General features: G+C 65.4%; 12 protein-coding genes and 2 pseudogenes. 3 read left to right on the top strand and 11 right to left on the bottom strand.

Annotation, left to right across the window (positions count from 1 at the left end; genetic code table 11):
- Positions 1-210: 210 nt before the first annotated feature.
- Positions 211-1,254 carry an L-glyceraldehyde 3-phosphate reductase gene (mgrA, locus tag OKW38_RS18220; RefSeq protein ID WP_090802624.1) on the top strand — a complete coding sequence of 348 codons (1,044 nt, stop codon included), beginning with the start codon at positions 211-213 and terminating at the stop codon, positions 1,252-1,254.
- A 100-nt stretch (positions 1,255-1,354) separates the two neighbouring features.
- On the opposite strand, the gene OKW38_RS18215 is transcribed toward mgrA, so the two are convergent.
- The 3 genes and pseudogenes from OKW38_RS18215 to OKW38_RS18205 form a co-directional block, all read right to left on the bottom strand.
- Entirely contained in the window at positions 1,355-1,537 is a 183-nt protein-coding gene (locus tag OKW38_RS18215; RefSeq protein WP_090805541.1) for a hypothetical protein, read from the bottom strand.
- 326 nt (positions 1,538-1,863) lie between these two features.
- Positions 1,864-3,054, bottom strand: coding sequence for an MFS transporter (locus OKW38_RS18210; RefSeq protein WP_429362579.1), 1,191 nt, complete (start codon positions 3,052-3,054; stop codon positions 1,864-1,866).
- 282 nt (positions 3,055-3,336) lie between these two features.
- A pseudogene (locus tag OKW38_RS18205) lies at positions 3,337-4,681 on the bottom strand (efflux RND transporter permease subunit); the annotation flags it as partial.
- Between the two features lie 418 nt (positions 4,682-5,099).
- On the opposite strand from OKW38_RS18205, the gene OKW38_RS18200 reads away from it, so the two are divergent.
- A complete protein-coding gene (locus OKW38_RS18200; RefSeq protein ID WP_018419122.1) occupies positions 5,100-5,312 on the top strand; it encodes a hypothetical protein in 213 nt (70 codons plus the stop codon).
- 209 nt (positions 5,313-5,521) lie between these two features.
- Positions 5,522-6,568, top strand: coding sequence for a serine/threonine protein kinase (locus OKW38_RS18195; protein ID WP_429362577.1), 1,047 nt, complete (start codon positions 5,522-5,524; stop codon positions 6,566-6,568).
- 11 nt (positions 6,569-6,579) lie between these two features.
- Here the strand turns inward: OKW38_RS18195 and OKW38_RS18190 are convergent.
- From OKW38_RS18190 to OKW38_RS18155, 8 genes and pseudogenes are all read right to left on the bottom strand, one after another.
- Positions 6,580-8,479 (bottom strand): annotated as a pseudogene (locus OKW38_RS18190) (DUF3857 domain-containing transglutaminase family protein).
- 9 nt (positions 8,480-8,488) lie between these two features.
- Positions 8,489-9,511 (bottom strand): XdhC family protein, encoded by a 1,023-nt coding sequence (locus tag OKW38_RS18185; RefSeq protein ID WP_429362575.1) that lies wholly within the window; start codon positions 9,509-9,511, stop codon positions 8,489-8,491.
- Positions 9,484-10,092, bottom strand: a complete 609-nt coding sequence (locus tag OKW38_RS18180) for a CoxG family protein (RefSeq protein ID WP_429362573.1) — start codon at positions 10,090-10,092, stop codon at positions 9,484-9,486. The genes OKW38_RS18185 and OKW38_RS18180 overlap by 28 nt, the downstream gene beginning before the upstream one ends.
- Positions 10,083-11,348 (bottom strand): vWA domain-containing protein, encoded by a 1,266-nt coding sequence (locus OKW38_RS18175; RefSeq protein WP_187612078.1) that lies wholly within the window; start codon positions 11,346-11,348, stop codon positions 10,083-10,085. The genes OKW38_RS18180 and OKW38_RS18175 overlap by 10 nt, the downstream gene beginning before the upstream one ends.
- An 11-nt stretch (positions 11,349-11,359) precedes the next feature.
- The gene (locus tag OKW38_RS18170; RefSeq protein ID WP_090802637.1) at positions 11,360-12,241 is read right to left on the bottom strand and encodes an AAA family ATPase; all 882 of its coding nucleotides are present in this window, start codon (positions 12,239-12,241) and stop codon (positions 11,360-11,362) included.
- A 168-nt stretch (positions 12,242-12,409) separates the two neighbouring features.
- A complete protein-coding gene (locus tag OKW38_RS18165) occupies positions 12,410-13,207 on the bottom strand; it encodes an FAD binding domain-containing protein (protein WP_429347269.1) in 798 nt (265 codons plus the stop codon).
- A 28-nt stretch (positions 13,208-13,235) separates the two neighbouring features.
- On the bottom strand, positions 13,236-15,617 hold the full coding sequence (locus tag OKW38_RS18160) for a xanthine dehydrogenase family protein molybdopterin-binding subunit (protein ID WP_429362571.1): 2,382 nt from the start codon (positions 15,615-15,617) through the stop codon (positions 13,236-13,238).
- A 10-nt stretch (positions 15,618-15,627) separates the two neighbouring features.
- On the bottom strand, positions 15,628-16,149 hold the full coding sequence (locus OKW38_RS18155; RefSeq protein ID WP_184025999.1) for a (2Fe-2S)-binding protein: 522 nt from the start codon (positions 16,147-16,149) through the stop codon (positions 15,628-15,630).
- Positions 16,150-16,269 lie beyond the last annotated feature (120 nt).

The following is a 16,269-nucleotide window of genomic DNA, read 5'->3' as shown; positions in this document are numbered from 1 at the left end:
TGAACCGGCCAGAGTGTAGGTGAGGCGTGCGTGCTCGTCCATCCCGCATACTGGCTGCGCTGCAAGCGCCGCGTCGATTGGCTAACATAGCGGTCCGGCCGCACCGCGGCGACACCACGACAACAAATCTCCCCAGCAGCACGCCTCCCGCAACGCGCGAATCCTCACGCCCGCCATCCTCGGGCGATCTCATCGACAAGGACACTAGCAATGGCTTACGAAGCAGCTTCAGAACGCTATTCGGACATGCAATACCGCGTCTGCGGCAAGTCGGGTCTCAAACTGCCGGCGCTGTCGCTCGGCCTGTGGCACAACTTCGGCGACACCACGCCGATCTCGACGCAGCGTGACATCCTGCGCACGGCCTTCGACCTCGGCATCACGCACTTCGATCTGGCGAACAACTACGGGCCGCCGTACGGCAGCGCGGAAACCAACTTCGGCCGTCTGTTCAAGGACGATTTCAAACCGTATCGCGACGAGTTGCTGATTTCGTCGAAGGCCGGTTGGGATATGTGGCCCGGTCCGTACGGCCAGGGCGGCGGCTCGCGCAAATACGTGCTCGCGAGTCTCGATCAGAGCCTGAAGCGCATGGGCCTCGATTACGTCGACATCTTCTATTCGCATCGCTTCGACGCGCATACGCCGCTCGAGGAAACCGCGGGCGCGCTCGCGAGCGCGGTGCAGCAGGGCAAGGCGCTGTATATCGGCATCTCGTCGTACTCGTCGGCGAAGACGCGCGAAATGGCGAAGCTGCTCGCCGAATACAAGGTGCCGCTGCTGATCCATCAGCCGTCGTACAACATGCTGAACCGCTGGATCGAACACGACCTGCTCGATACGCTCGATGAAGTCGGCGCGGGCACGATCGCGTTCACGCCGCTCGCGCAGGGATTGTTGACCGGCAAGTACCTGAACGGCGTGCCGGAAGATGCGCGCGTCAACAAGCCGGGCGGCGGTTCGCTCAAAGACGAGCATCTGAGCCCGCGGAACATCGAGCACGTGCGGAAGCTCAACGACATCGCGCAGCGCCGTGGTCAGAGCCTCGCGCAGATGGCGCTCGCGTGGGCGTTGCGCGATCCACGCGTGAGCTCGGTGCTGATCGGCGCGAGCCGCGCGGAGCAGGTGCGCGAGAACGTCGGCGCGCTGAAGAAGCTCGCATTCTCGGCCGACGAACTCGCCGAAATCGATCGCTATGCGACCGAAGGCGGGATCAATCTGTGGGAAAAGCCGTCGACCGATCAGGCGATCTGATCGCGTGAGGAGCCGTCCGCGCAACAGGCGGACGGACGCAAGGGCAAAACGAAGCCGCACGCTCAGCGTGCGGCTTTTCTGCAGGTATTTCGCCGCGCCGCTACACGAGCGCCGGCAGACCCTCGACCAGCGCCACCGCGCACATCACACCGATCAGCGCGCCCAGCACACGCAGCCCGTTGTGTCGCAACTCGGTCTTGCAGGGCAGCGCGCCGACGAATAGCGCGCCCGCCAATGCCATCGGAATGACCAGGATGAAATCGCCGATCGTAAAGTAGGTCATCTTCGTCTCCTCCCATGCGGGATGGTTGCTATGTCGTTCCAGCAGAGGCCGCGGCTTCGAAATCATGCCGCGCCATTGCACGAATCGAGTATAGGAGACCGATCGAGCGGCGCGACGGCGCCAGCCGGCGCGTCGGCGCTTATTCGTAAGCTGCTGAACCCAGGCGCGGCGCGGCCCGCGGCGATTGGCGCGGCGCAACAAAACGCGGCGGAAAATATCAAATGTTCGCTTACGCAAGCCTTTCGTTTTGCCGCCGATCCATGCGTGTTGGCTGATTGCGGCCGGCTCGCGGCGCGTGCACCGCGCAACGCGACCGATGCGCCGGGCTATTCGCGCCCGCGCAGGCGGCTCGCCGCGATCAAGCCGATCACGAGCAGCGCACCGACTAGCCCGACGACGCCGTTCCAGCCATGACCGGCCCACACATGGCCGCCATACGAACCGACCAGGCTCGAGCCGATGTAGTACGCGAGCAGATACAGCGCAGCGGCCTGGCCTTTCGCGTCTTTCGCCAGACGCCCGACCCAGCCGCTCGCGACCGAATGCCCGGCAAAGAACCCGAACGTCACGCAGGCGATACCGGTCGCGATCGCCGCGAGCGGATGCAGCATCGTCAGCGCGAGGCCGAGCACCATCAGCAGCAGGCTCCCGATCAGCACGCGTGCACGGCCGAACGTGTCGGCCATGCGCCCGGACCATGGCGACGCGACCACGCCAACCAGATAGACGATGAAAATCGCGCCGATCTCCGTCTGATTCAACCGATACGGCGGCGCGAGCAGCCGGTAGCCGATGTAGTTGTACAGCGTGACGAAGCTGCCCATCAGCACGAAGCCGAGCAGGAACAGCAGCGGCAGACCCGGTCGCGTGAACTGGCGCAACAGCAGCGTGCGGTGATGCGCGAAGCCGAGCCCGCGGCGCGGCACGAAATGGCGCGACGGTGGCAGCAGCGCGCGGAACGCGAGCATCGACAGCAGGCCGAGCACGCCGATCGTGCCGATCGCGATGCGCCACGAAAACAGATCCGCGACCACGCCGGTGATGACCCGCCCGGCCATGCCGCCGATCGCCGTGCCGCCGACGTACAGGCCCATCGCGAGGCCGAGGCCGTCGGGATGCACTTCCTCGGCGAGATAAGCCATCGCGACGGCCGGCACGCCGCCGAGCGCGAGCCCTTCGAGCGTACGCAGCACGAGCAGCTGGTGCCAGTGCGGCGCGACCGATACGCCAATCGTCAGCACCGACGACACCGTCAGCGACAGCGTCATCAGCTTGTGCCGGCTCCAACCCTCGGAGACGAAACCGGCGACGAAAATCGCGAGCGCGAGCGCGGCAGTGGATAGTGACAACGACAGACTGCTTTGCGCCGGCGTCACGTTGAACGCTTCGGAGAACGACGGCAGCAGCGGCTGCACGCAGTAGAGCAGTGAGAACGTCGCGTAGCCGGCGAACAGCAGCGCGAGGCTGGCACGCCAGTACGCGCGCGAGCCGCGTTCGAGATAAGGGATGTCCGACACGGTGGTGGTGCTTGCGCAAGCAGCTGAAGCTGCGCCGCGGGAGGGAACGGCAGATGCGGTCCGCTGGGATGGCGGCGGCAGGGTCACAACAAAACTCCTTGGGTCACACGGAAACGCGCAAAAGTGTTAAGGATACGCTGAAAACGCGTTTCAAGCCGGCGTCGCGGGCAACGTGGCGTGCCAATGGTGACCCGCAGCGCTCCATCCGCAGCACGTCGCGCGCCTGTCTCCCGGCGCTAGCCGTGCGCCCCGGCTTCACTGCCCGGCGCCGGCGCCCGCGTCGCCCCCGAAGTCGCCGTCGACGGATGCACGAGCGCGTCGTCGCCCGGCACTCGGATGATGATCAGGGTTCAGCGCGATCAGGATGTCCGAGTCGGATGTGCCGATCGTGCCCGTGTTGCTGTACGAAAGGGTTGACGCCCGACACCGGCAGACCGATGTTGTCGATGATCGAATGCAGTTCGCCGGCCGGAATCAGCTGACGGATGCGCGCATCGACACGATCGGTCAGCACCGCGGTTTCCTCGACGCGCATGCCGGTTTTCGCGCGCATGTGCAGCGCGATCGTGCCGGCATCGACGGCGGGGAAAAAGTCGCGGCCGATAAACGGCAGCAACAGCAGCGACGCGCAACAGCACGCGAGAAACAGCGTGACGAACAGTCCCGGTCGCGCGACTCGCGCTTCGAGAAATACGCGGTAGCGCTCGCGCAAACGCGAGAAACCGCGCTCGAACGCGTAGTGCATGCGCATCAACGGATTGCGCGTTTGCACCGGTGCGTGATGTAAATCCGCGGGCTTGTGGTGATAGCGCAGCAGATACTTCGCGAGCGTCGGCACGAGCGTACGCGAGAAGAAGTACGACGCGAGCATCGCGAACACCACCGCTTCGGCAAGCGGAATGAACAGATAGTGCGCGACACCGGTGAGCAGAAACATCGGCACGAACACGATACAGATCGACAGCGTCGACACCAGCGTCGGAATCGCGATCTGATGCGCGCCGTCGAGAATCGCCTGTTCTAGCGTCTTGCCCTGTTCGAGCTGATGGCTGATGTTTTCGATCGCGACGGTCGCATCGTCGACGCGAATCCCGACCGCGAGCGCGAGGCCGCCGAGCGTCATGATGTTGATCGTCTGACCGAGAGAGGACAACGCGATGATCATCGATGATCAGCGTCGTGCGCCAGTTGCCGAGGAACAGCAGAATCATCAGGCCCGTCAGGCACGCGGCGATCAGCGCTTCACGCAATACGCCCTGCACGGATGCACGCACGAACAGCGATTGGTCGGCGACGGGGTCGATATTCAGCGACGGCGGCACCAGATTGCGCAGCGTCGGCATCATCGTCTTGATGCGGTCGACGATATCGAGCGTGGACATTCCGTGTGTTCGATATCGTTGACCGCCACCGACAAGCCGCGCTCGTAGTTCAGCGCGATGCGCCGCTCCATTTCGTCGGCGGGCAGGCCGTTATACGACCCGATGACCGAGAGCACCGGAATATCGATGTTCGGAAAGATGTCGGTGGGCGTGCGCAGAATGGTCAACGGTCCGACGATCAGCAACAGCAGCGCCAGCACGACGAACGTATAGGGGCGCCGTAGCGCGAGACGAACGATCCACATGACTAGCGCAGACGGATGAAATGAGCGGCGAGCGCGCCGCGCGGATCGGAAACGAGGCGCGCACCTCGGCGCGAAGGCAGGTGCGAAGCCGCGCGGCGCCCGCATCTGGCAGATCGTTCCGGCCGTGCACGTTTTTGATGTCTCCCCCCGCAGGGTTTATGATGGTCTGCATTACGACGTCTGACGCCGAGATAATCGGCCGTGCGCAGCGTAATGGGAATAGGGCGAAACGACGGGTGAAAGCCTTCTATTCGCCTTCCCAAAGCCCCGCAAAGCGGGAACAATGACTCGAACCTCTTACGCGCCATGCGCGCGACAGATTAAGTGCGCACGCAACGTCAAATGCGAAGCGGCGTTTTTATCATCACCTCGACCGGCGTGAAATCATAAAGCCGGCTAAGGGAAGCGGGGAATTATCATGGAAGTCGGTTCCATTGTCCGATCGGTACATATCGCCGTGCCGCAAGGCGCGCGCGGAATCGTCATGCGCATTCTTGGCGACATGGCGATGGTGGCGTGGTACGCCGGCGAGCCCGGCGCCTCGCAGCAACTCAATACCGAACCCTTTTTCCTGGAAGATCTGATCGATACCGGCGACCTGATACGTCCGGCCGGCGCGCAGACGCATTGAACGAGAGGCTTACCGGTTGCTCATTGCCGTTGTGTGACCCGCAGGTGCGGGCTGTAGTGATGCTGTAAGGTCAGATCGGCTCGCCAGCATCGCCGTGGGCCGATGCGCGCGTCGATTCACGGCGCGTCCCAAATCAGCCCGTATTTCTAGCGATGCCACCCACGCATTGTGAGTCGTCGCCCTCGTCTTTACCCGCGGCGCGGCGCACAATGCGGGGCATGAACGACACCATTCCCGACAATTCCTATCCCGAGGCCGGCGCCGATGGCGCCGTGCCATTCGCGCGGCTCAGGCCGGAAACCGTGCTCGACGCGATCGACGGCGTGCTCGCAACGACCGGCGTGCGTACCGACGGCCGTCTGCTGCCGCTCAACAGCTACGAAAATCGCGTGTATCAGGTCGGCGTCGAAGACGGTCCGCCCGTGGTCGCGAAGTTCTATCGTCCCGAGCGCTGGAGCGACGCGGGGATTCTCGAAGAGCACGCGTTCGTCGCCGAACTCGCCGCACGCGAGATCCCAGCCGTGCCCGCGCGCGTGCTCGATGGCCGCACGCTGCACAGCTTCGACGGCTTCCGCTTCTCGGTCTTCGAGCGACGCGGCGGTCGCGCGCCGGATCTCGACCGGCGCGACACGCTGGAATGGCTGGGGCGTTTCATCGGACGGATTCATGCGATCGGGCAGACCCAGGACTACGTAGAGCGTCCCACGCTAAACATCGACACGTTCGGCTACGAGCCGCGCGACTTCCTGCTCGCGCACCGTTTCGTGCCCGACGATCTGCGCACCGCGTGGGAAACCGTCGTGAATCTCGCGCTCGAAGGCGTCGAGCGTGCGTTCGAGCGGGCTGGCGAGATTCGCAGGCTGCGTCTGCACGGCGACTGTCATCCGAGCAACGTGCTGTGGACCGACGCGGGCCCGCATTTCGTCGATTTCGACGACAGCCGCATGGGGCCCGCGATTCAGGATCTGTGGCTGCTGTTGCCGGGCGAGCGTGCGGAGGCGTCGCGCGCGCTGGCCGATCTGCTCGCCGGTTACGAGGATTTCTGCGAATTCGATCCGCGCGAGCTGTATCTGATCGAAGCGCTGCGCACGTTGCGGCTGATTCACTATCAGGCATGGCTCGCGCGCCGCTGGAACGATCCGGCGTTTCCGGCTGCGTTTCCGTGGTTCAACACACAGCGCTACTGGGAAGATCGCATCCTCGAGATGCGCGAGCAGATCGGCGCGATGCAGGAAGGGCCGTTGTGGCCGGTTTGACGTGTTGACGGTCAAGGCGCCTGCGACGCCACATTCGACGACTCCACCAACGTCGATCTGACGATTACCTCCGCGCGCACGTCCCGCCCAATCGCTTCGATCGCGGGACGCATGCGCGTGAAATCGTCGGGCGTGCAGACGTCGCTGTCGAAATGGGTGGCGCCGTCGCGCGTCATCGTAACCACGTTGCTGCGCGGGTCGAACGCGTACTGCGACGTGAAATCGACGAAGCGGTCCTGCGTGCGTTGCGCCTCCGGCATGTCGAGCACGCGGAAATTGGCCGGCAGTTCGATGCGCGCGCGTTCGTGGATCGCGAGGTTGTGGCACACGAACGGCTGCGTGCGCTTGCGTTCGCCGAGCCAGTAGCGCGTGTCGGCTTCGACGCCACCGCCGAGGCTCGTCAAGGCCGGAATCGAGGCCGTCATGCCGGTCACCACGAGACTCTCGAGCGTGCCTTTCATCGTCAGCGTGAGCGGGCCGTCGGCCGCGCTGAGGTCGCTCGTCGTCAGCGTCGCGGTGCCGCGCAGATTCGCGTTGCGTAACTCGGCCTGAATCGATTCCTCGCGTTGCGCGGGCGATTGCGTGCGCAGCCGCGCGCGGGCCTGCTCGGCGTACGGCCCGGCATCCTGCAGCCGATACGTGAAGCTCGCCGAGCCATCCGGTTCGATCTTGATCGCGAGATCGGTGCTGCGCGACATCTGCGCGGTGGCCGGCGTTTGCGCGAGCACGCCGTCGCCGATCAGCACGGTAGGACGGTCCATGTCGGACGAAGGCAGAAAACCGAATTCGACGTTCGACGCGGTCGAATCCGCGTACATCTGCAAATCGGGCAGCCACGTGATCGCATGATTGATGACGCCGTAGCCCGGGACGCTCGGCAGCGTGTAGATCGTGCCGCTGCTGATCAACGCCGGCTCGTTGCGCACGCCGAGCGCGTCGAGCAGCGCGCCGTAGAGCGCGACGTGGTCCTTGCAGTCGCCATAGCGGTTCGCGAGGATCGCGCTCGCGCTGTGCGGCACGACGGCGCCACGTCCGACGTAGATCGCGACATAGCGGATATTGCGGCGAACCCAGTCGTACAGCGTTTTGGCTTTGTCGTGTGGGGTGTGATCGTGCGCGGTCAACTGCTGCGCGAGCTGGGTGATCGCGACGTCGTGCGCGCCCGGGTCGGCCGCGGGAGCTGCGATAGGAGGCGGCGAACGCGGCATAGCTCGGGAAGGTCGACACCATCAGCCGATCACCGTACGACACGTACGCGACCGAGCCGCGTTCGAGCCGGTCGAAGTGTGCCTTGTCATAGCGGAATTCGTAACGCGTGCGGCCGTCGCGCGTGACCGGTGTCACTGCGCTGAAGCCGCGCGCGTCCGCATACAGCGGCTTGTCGGCGGGCAGGTCGTAGATCAGGCGGAAGTTGCGGGTCGGCGCGAGATCGGGTGGCGTGAAGTCGCTGAATTCGCCCGGCACTATCGGCTGACGCTGCGTCTTGCGGTACGTCAGATGCACGCGCGCGCCGGGTTCGACCGCGGGGAACACGATCACCTTTTCCTGGATGTCCTGGAACATCGGCGCGTCGAACGAGCGGACTTCCTGCACGTCGCGGATCTGCTCGGGCGCAACGTCGTGACGCTTGCCGTCGGCGGTGACCGTGTAGGCCTCGAGGATCTGCACGTCGGCCATGTTGCGGTTGAACCAGACGTATTGCTGAGCGACCCGCTCGACGCCGGCTTCGTTGTTCACGCGCAGCGTCATCGAATCGAGCTTCGCATACGAGCCGTCAGCGTTGACGGTGAAGGTCTGCGTCTCGCCTTCGTTGGTGTAGGGATCGTCCAGGTTGAGCGGCGCGCTCGCGCTCGCGGCGTGAACGCCGGCCAGCCAGCCGGCGGAGGCAAGGACCACGAGGCAGAGTCGCATGACGGCGGGCTACACGCTGTAAGCGGCGCCACCCGACGCCGCAATCTCCCGCGCGGCCTTCGCGCCTTCGACCTGCACTAGCGTCGGCAGCGACACGCCATTTTTCGCCGCCGTCACCTCCGCCAGAATCGACACCGCGATCTCGGGCGGCGTCCTGCTGCCGATATAAATGCCGACAGGTCCATGCAAGCGGGCCAGTTCGGCTTCGTTCAGATCGAACTCCTTCAGGCGCTCGCGTCGCGCGTGATTGTTCCTGCGCGAGCCGAGCGCGCCGACATAAAACGCCGGCGTCTTCAATGCTTCCATCAGCGCGAGATCGTCGAGCTTCGGATCGTGCGTGAGCGCGATTACCGCGCAGCGCTCGTCGAGCTTCATGTCGATCACGGTATCGTCCGGCATCGTGCGTACGATCTTCGTGCCCGGCACGTCCCATTCCTCGGTGTATTCCTCGCGCGGATCGCAGACCGTCACCTGATAATCGAGCCCCACCGCGATATGGCACAGGTAGCGAGACAACTGCCCGGCGCCGATCACTAGCATCCGGTAGCGCGGGCCGTGGATCGTCGACAGACGCTCACCGTCGAAATGCACGCCGTCGGTCGCCTGTGCGTCGTCGAGCCGCACCGCGCCCGTCGTCATGTCGAGTTCGCGCGCGACGAGCCGGCCATTTTCGACCGCGTGACACAGCTCGGCGATGCCGCTTTGCCGCGTCAACGGTTCGAGCACGAGCTGGATCGTGCCGCCGCACGGCAGGCCGAAGCGATGCGCTTCCTCGGCCGTGATGCCGTACTTCACCGCCTCCGGATGTGTCTGCTCGATGCCCCGTTGCCGCACGCGATCGATCAGATCGTCTTCGATGCAGCCGCCCGACACCGAGCCCACCACGAGGCCGTCGTCGCGCACCGCGAGCATCGCGCCCTCGGGACGCGGCGACGAGCCCCACGTCTTCACGACCGTCACGAGGAGCGCGCGATGTCCGTCCGCCAGCCAGCGGGCGCTGGTTTTCAGAACTTCGAGATCCACGCTGTCCATGATTTCTTCCCTTTCTTTGCTTCGCCGCCGGACTCGCCGTCCGCGGCCTCGTTCGATTCCGTTTGCTCGGAGGCGGATGCGGCTTCGGCTTCGGTATCCACCGAGGCGTCGCCTTCCGCTGTTTCATGAGCGCTATTGTCTCCCGAGAGCTGGGCGCCGAGGCGCTTGAAAAACTCCCCCGCAATCTTGCGCGCCGCACCGTCGACGAGCCGCGAGCCGATCTGCGCGAGCTTGCCGCCGACCTGCGCATTGGCGGTGTAGGAGAGCTTCGTCGCGGCATCGCCGTCGGCTTCGAGCGTGACATGCGTGTTGCCCTTGGCAAAACCCGCTGCGCCGCCCTGGCCTTCGAACACAATGGTGTAGGTGTTCGGCGCGTCGATATCGGTCAGTTGCATGCGCCCCTTGAAGCGCGCCTTGACCGGGCCGACCGCCGCGCTCAGCGTGACTAGGTACGCGTTTTCGCCGTCCGGGTCGATGCTTTCGCAGCCGGGAATGCAAGCGCGCAGAATCTCGGTGTCGTTCAACGCGTCCCAGGTTTGCTGCTGCGCGACCGGCAGCGTATGAATTTCGCTCAATTCCATGACGTTGCTCCTGCGAATGTCGTCGCGGCGACGGCGTGGCGAGGCGCGCGCGTCAGTTGCGCGAGATCGTGGCCGAACGCTGCGAGACTGTCTAGATTATGAACCGGACGATGCGCGTCGACATACGGCAGGATCGCCTGCACGCCGCGCGCCTTCGGAGTAAAGCCGCTGAACCGCAGCAGCGGATTGAGCCACACGATGCGATGCGCGAAGCGTGCGAGCCGCGCCATTTCGGTATCGAGCACGTCGATCGCTTCGTGATCGAGACCGTCGGTGACGAGCAGCACCGTCGCACGACCTGTGAGCACGCGGCGCGCCCAGCGTCGGTTGAACTCGGCGAGCGCCGCGCCGATGCGCGTGCCGCCCGACCAGTCGACCACCTGATCGCTGAGCGTCGCGATCGCGACGTCCGGATCGCGTTCGCGCAATGCGCGCGTCGCGTTCGTGAGCCGCGTGCCGAACAGAAACACCTGCAGACGTTCGCGCGACTGCAACAACGCGTGGCAAAAGTAGAGCACCGCGCGCGAGTAGTTGCTCATCGAGCCGGAAATGTCGAGCAGCAGCACGAGCGGCGGCTTGCGCTCGACCCTCGCGCGATACTTCCACACGGTCCAGTCGCCACCGGCGCGCACCGCATGCCGCGCGCTCGCGCGCAAGTCCGCATGCGTGCCGTGCGATGCCGCCTTCAGGCGCCGCGTCGATTCGGTTGCGAGCGGCAGCCGCTGGCCGCGAATCAGATGCCGCAGCGTGCGCCATTCGTCGGCGTTCAGCGTGTCGAAATCGCGATGACGCAGCCGCTCTTCTGCGCTGAACGTCAACTGCGCATGCAACTCGTGCTGCTCGGTTTCCTGCGGCGCATTCAGATGCGGCGACGGTGGCATGCGCACCGCGAGCGCGTCGGCGAGACGGTTGTTGCGCTTAGGCGGTGGCAGCCCGTCGCGCACTTTCGGCAGCAGCAGCGCGCGCAGCTTGCCTTCCCAATCGGGGTCGCGCCAGAACAGATCGAACGCGGCATTGAAGAGTTCGCGTTCATCAGGCGCGGTGACGAGCAGCGCGGCAAGCGCGGCGTGCACGTCGTCGCGGCGGCCGAGGTCGATCCACTGCAACGCGGCGAGTGCGTCGACTGCCTGTGCGGGCGACATCGGCAAGCCGGCGCCGCGCAGCACTCGCACGAAATGGACGACGTTGCGCGCGAGCGTGGGCGCAGTGTGCTGGTTCGTGTCGTCGAGCCTGCCCGAGCCGGTTCCGTTCGTCATGCCAACGACCCTCACCCGGACAGACACTGCGCGATCTGCGCGGCATCCACACGCGCGAGATCGTCCTGATACTTGAGCAGCACGCCGAGCGTGTTCTGCACCGATTGCGGATCGAGCTCCGTGACCGACAGCGCTTCGAGCGCGCGGCACCAGTCGATCGTCTCGGCAATGCCGGGCGCCTTGAACAGATCCATGCCGCGCAGCCGATGCACGAAGTCGACCGCGCGCCGCTGCAACTGCGCCGACGTTTGCGGCGCGCGCGCGGCGACGATCTCCAGTTCGCGATCGCGGTCCGGATAGCCGATCCATTGATACAGACAGCGGCGCTTCAACGCGTCGTGAACTTCGCGCGTGCGGTTCGACGTCATGATGACGAGCGGCGGCTGCGTCGCGCGCACGGTGCCGTATTCGGGAATCGATACCTGGAAGTCGGACAGGAGTTCGAGCAGGAATGCCTCGAACGGTTCGTCGGCGCGGTCGATTTCGTCGATCAGCAGCACGCGCCGCGCGCCGGGATGGTTTTCGTCGGGCATCAACGCCTGCAGAAGCGGACGCTTCAGCAGGAATTCGCCACGATATAGCGTGTCGTTGTCGGGGCGCTCGCCGCTCGCTTCGGCAAGCCGCAGCGCCATGATCTGGCGCGGGTAGTCCCATTCGTAAAGCGCGCTCGCGGTGTCGAGGCCTTCATAGCATTGCAGCCGCAGCAGCGTGGTGCCGAGCATGCCCGCCGCGGCTTTCGCGAGCTCGGTTTTGCCGACACCCGGCTCGCCTTCGACGAACAACGGCCGCTCCATGCGCAGCGCGAGATACAGTGCGGTCGCGAGCTCGCGGCTCGCGAAATAGCGTTGGGCGGCGAGTTGGGCGAGGGTGTCGTCGATCGAAGCCGGCTGCATGGTGATCCTGAATCTGCGCGACAGGCCATGGCAAAGCGTGGCGCGAGTGAAGAACGCAATGGCCGCGAGCCCGGCGTCGAACTGTCGCGCCGGCTCGCGAAGTGAACGGAGCCGGCTTGCGCGCACCGTGGTGAAGGCGCGGCAAGCCGGGGCGCCTAGCGAGGATCGCTAGGCATTGGCCTTCGTGACCGCGCGCGCGGCGAGCACCGGAATCAGATGCGCGCGATACGCGGCGCTCGCGTGCATGTCGTCGTTCAGCTCGTCGGGCGACACGCTCACTGCACGTGCCGCCTCGGGCGTGAAGTTCGTCGACAGCGCGCTTTCGAGCTCGGCCACGCGAAACACCGATGACGCCGCCCCCGTTACCGCGACGCGCACGCCGCTCGCGACCTTCGCGACGAACACGCCGACCAGCGCAAAGTGCGAGGCCGGATTGCGGAATTTCTCGTATGCGGCACGCTCGGGCACCGGAAACTCGACGGCGACGATCAGCTCGTCGGGCGCGAGCGCGGTCTCGTACATGCCGACGAAGAAATCGGCCGAAGCGATGCGCCGCCGGTCCGTGACGATCGTCGCATCGAGGCCCATCGCCGCCGCCGGGTAGCACGCGGCCGGGTCGTTGTTCGCGAGCGAGCCGCCGATCGTGCCGAGCGCGCGCACCTGGCGATCACCGATATTCGCGGCCAGCTCCGCGAGCGCGGGCAACACGCGCCGCACGTCCGCGTGTTCGGCGACGTCCGCGTGACAGACGGCTGCGCCGATCGTCACCGTGCTGGCGTCGACGGTGATCGTCCTGAGCGCGGGAATGCGCGTCACGTCGATCAGTTGCGACGGCTGCGCGAGACGCAGGCGCATCGTCGGCAGAAGGCTCTGGCCGCCGGCGAGGAACTTCGCGTCGCTGTCGGCGGTGAGGGCTGCGGCGGCCGCCTGCGGATCCGTCGCGCGTTGATACTCGAATGAATACATGTCGAATGCTCCGCTCAGGATCGTTGGGTCAGGCTTGCTTCGCCGCTTGAATCGCGGACCAGACGCGATGCGGCGTGGCCGGCATCTGCAGATTGGTCACGCCAAGCGGCGCGAGCGCGTCGATGATCGCGTTGATCACGGCCGGCGGTGAGCCGATCGCGCCCGCTTCGCCGCAGCCCTTGACGCCGAGCGGATTGTGCGTGCACGGCGTGCCCTTCGACGTTTCGACCGTGAAGTCGGGCAGGTCGGACGCATGCGGCATCGCGTAGTCCATGTAAGAGCCGGACAGCAGCTGGCCGCTGTCGTTGTCGTACACGCAGCGCTCGAGCATCGCCTGACCGATGCCTTGCCCGAGCCCGCCATGCACCTGACCTTCGACGATCATCGGATTGATCACGTTGCCAAAGTCGTCGACCGCGGTGAACTGCTGGATGCGGGAGACGCCGGTGTCCGGATCGACTTCGATCTCGCAGATATACGCACCCGACGGATACGTGAAGTTGGTCGGATCGTAGAACGCGCTTTCTTCGAGCCCCGGTTCGAGCACGTCGAGCGGATAGTTGTGCGGCACGTACGCGGCGAGCGAGATCTCCGCGAACGCCTTGGTGCGGTCGGTGCCCGCGACGCGGAACACACCGTTCCTGAACTCGATGTCTTCAGCCGACGCTTCGAGCAGATGCGCGGCGATCTTCTTCGCCTTTGCTTCGATCTTGTCGAGCGCCTTCGAGATGGCCGAGCCGCCGACCGCGATCGAACGCGAACCATACGTGCCCATGCCGAACGCGATGCGGCCGGTGTCGCCGTGCACGATCTCGACGCTTTCGAGGGCAATGCCGAGGCGGTCCGCGACGACTTGCGCGAAGGTCGTCTCATGCCCCTGGCCGTGACTGTGCGAGCCCGTGAACACGGTGACCGAGCCGGTCGGATGTACGCGAATCTGGCCGACTTCGAACAGGCCCGCGCGCGCGCCGAGCGCGCCCGCGATGTTCGACGGCGCGAGACCGCATGCCTCGATGTAGCACGAGTAGCCGAGGCCGCGGCGCTTGCCGTTCTTTTCGGATTCCTGCCGGCGTGCGGCGAAGCCCTCGACGTCCGCGAGTGTGAGCGCGCGCGCGAGGATCGCGTTGTAGTCGCCGGTGTCGTAGGTGAGGCCGACCGGCGTCGCGTACGGGAATTGCGTGATGAAATTGCGGCGGCGGATTTCCGCGGGGGCGATTTTCATCTCGCGCGCCGCGGCTTCCACCAGGCGCTCGACCACGAACGTCGCTTCCGGCCGGCCCGCGCCGCGATACGCATCGACGGGAACGGTGTTGGTGAAGACCGCCTTCACTTCGGCGTAGATCGCGGGCGTTGCGTATTGCCCGGCGAGCAGCGTCGCGTACAGGATCGTCGGCACGCTCGACGCGAACGTCGACAGATACGCGCCCATGTTCGCGATCGTATGCACGCGCATCGCGAGGAACTTGCCGTCGGCGTCCAGCGCAAGCTCGGCTTTGGTCACGTGATCGCGGCCGTGCGCATCGGAGAGGAAGGCCTCGGAGCGCTCGGCGGTCCATTTGACCGGCCGGCCGATCTTCTTCGACGCCCAGGTGAGCGCGACGTCTTCGGCGTACAGGAAGATCTTCGAGCCGAAGCCGCCGCCGACATCCGGCGCGATCACGCGCAGCTTCGATTCCGGCAGCGACAGCACGAACGCGGCCATCAGCAGCCGCTCGACGTGCGGGTTCTGATTCGCGACGTACAGCGTGTAGCTCTCGTCCTGCGCCGAAAAGTTCGCGTTGACCGCGCGCGGTTCGATCGCGTTCGGCACGAGGCGGTTGTTGACGATGTCGAGCGTGGTTACGTGCGCGGCTTTCGCGAACGCGGCGTCGGTCGCGGCCTTGTCGCCGTGGCCCCAGTTGTAGCAGACGTTGTCGGGCACTTCGTCGTGCACGGCCGCTTGACCAGGGTCGGCCGCATGCGCGGTATCGACGACGGCCGGCAGTTCTTCGTAATCGACGTCGATCAGTTCGGCCGCATCTTTCGCCGCCTTGATCGATTCAGCGATCACGAGCGCGACCTGATCGCCCACGTGCCGTGCTTTCGTATGCGCGATCACCGGATGCGGCGGCTCGTTCATCGGCTTGCCGTCGGTGCTATGGATCAGCCAGCCGCACGGCAGTCCGCCGACGTTGTCGGCGGCGAGATCCGCGCCGGTGAAGATCGCGATCACGCCCGGCGACTGTTTGGCCGCGCTCGTGTCGATGCTTCTGATCTTCGCGTGCGCGTGCGGTGAGCGCAGGAACACCGCGTAGGTTTGCTGCGGCAGCACGATGTCGTCGGTGTACTGGCCTTTGCCGGTCAGGAAGCGATAGTCTTCCTTGCGTTCGACGGCGGCGCCAATCAGGCTCTGTGTATCGGGTGCGTTCATCGTCGGCTCCTCAGGCGGCGGTGGCGCCAGCGGCATTCGCGCCGGCAGATGCGCTCGATGCGGCGGACTTCATACCCGCGGCGCCCTCGAGCACGGCCTTGACGATGTTGTGATAGCCAGTACAGCGGCACAGATTGCCGTCGAGCTGCTCGCGCACCTCGTCGCCGGTCAGATCGGGTTGACGCTGCACCAGCGACACCGCGTTCATCACCATGCCCGGCGTGCAGAAGCCGCATTGCAGACCGTGACAGTGTTTGAACGCGGCCTGCATCGGATGCAGCGCGCCGTTGTGCGCGAGCCCTTCGATGGTCGTGACTTCCGCGCCATCGGCTTGCACGGCGAGGATGTTGCAGGACTTGATCGCGCGGCCGTTCAGATGCACGGTGCAGGCGCCGCATTGCGCCGTATCGCAGCCGACATGGGTGCCGGTCAGACGGAGTTGATCGCGCAGGAACTGGACAAGCAGGGTGCCAGGGTCGACTGAGGCGCTCACGGGCGCGCCATTGACCGTCAGACTGATGCTGATCGCCATGAAGCTGTCTCCTTTGTCGACCGCAGTTAGCGCTTCAGCGCTTACTGCGGTCCCATGCGTTTATCGCGGTCGATCGGAGCGAGCGCGTTGGCGTATCGAACCCTGCCTCGGCGCAGACCA

This window comes from Paraburkholderia sp. MM5496-R1, from assembly GCF_050436205.1.
Lineage (GTDB): Bacteria > Pseudomonadota > Gammaproteobacteria > Burkholderiales > Burkholderiaceae > Paraburkholderia > Paraburkholderia tuberum.
The sequence above is the reverse complement of the archived record's forward strand: the minus strand, read 5'-3'. Positions and strand labels throughout refer to the sequence as shown.

Excerpts from the sequence above, each read along its gene's own strand:
- OKW38_RS18175 (WP_187612078.1), bottom strand. The coding sequence starts at position 11,348 with ATGACGAACGGAACCGGCTCGGGCAGGCTCGACGACACGAACCAGCAC.
- mgrA (WP_090802624.1), top strand. The coding sequence starts at position 211 with ATGGCTTACGAAGCAGCTTCAGAACGCTATTCGGACATGCAATACCGC.
- OKW38_RS18160 (WP_429362571.1), bottom strand. The coding sequence starts at position 15,617 with ATGAACGCACCCGATACACAGAGCCTGATTGGCGCCGCCGTCGAACGC.
- OKW38_RS18170 (WP_090802637.1), bottom strand. The coding sequence starts at position 12,241 with ATGCAGCCGGCTTCGATCGACGACACCCTCGCCCAACTCGCCGCCCAA.
- OKW38_RS18200 (WP_018419122.1), top strand. The coding sequence starts at position 5,100 with ATGGAAGTCGGTTCCATTGTCCGATCGGTACATATCGCCGTGCCGCAA.
- OKW38_RS18180 (WP_429362573.1), bottom strand. The coding sequence starts at position 10,092 with ATGGAATTGAGCGAAATTCATACGCTGCCGGTCGCGCAGCAGCAAACC.
- OKW38_RS18185 (WP_429362575.1), bottom strand. The coding sequence starts at position 9,511 with ATGGACAGCGTGGATCTCGAAGTTCTGAAAACCAGCGCCCGCTGGCTG.
- OKW38_RS18215 (WP_090805541.1), bottom strand. The coding sequence starts at position 1,537 with ATGACCTACTTTACGATCGGCGATTTCATCCTGGTCATTCCGATGGCA.
- OKW38_RS18195 (WP_429362577.1), top strand. The coding sequence starts at position 5,522 with ATGCGGGGCATGAACGACACCATTCCCGACAATTCCTATCCCGAGGCC.
- OKW38_RS18155 (WP_184025999.1), bottom strand. The coding sequence starts at position 16,149 with ATGGCGATCAGCATCAGTCTGACGGTCAATGGCGCGCCCGTGAGCGCC.
- OKW38_RS18165 (WP_429347269.1), bottom strand. The coding sequence starts at position 13,207 with ATGTATTCATTCGAGTATCAACGCGCGACGGATCCGCAGGCGGCCGCC.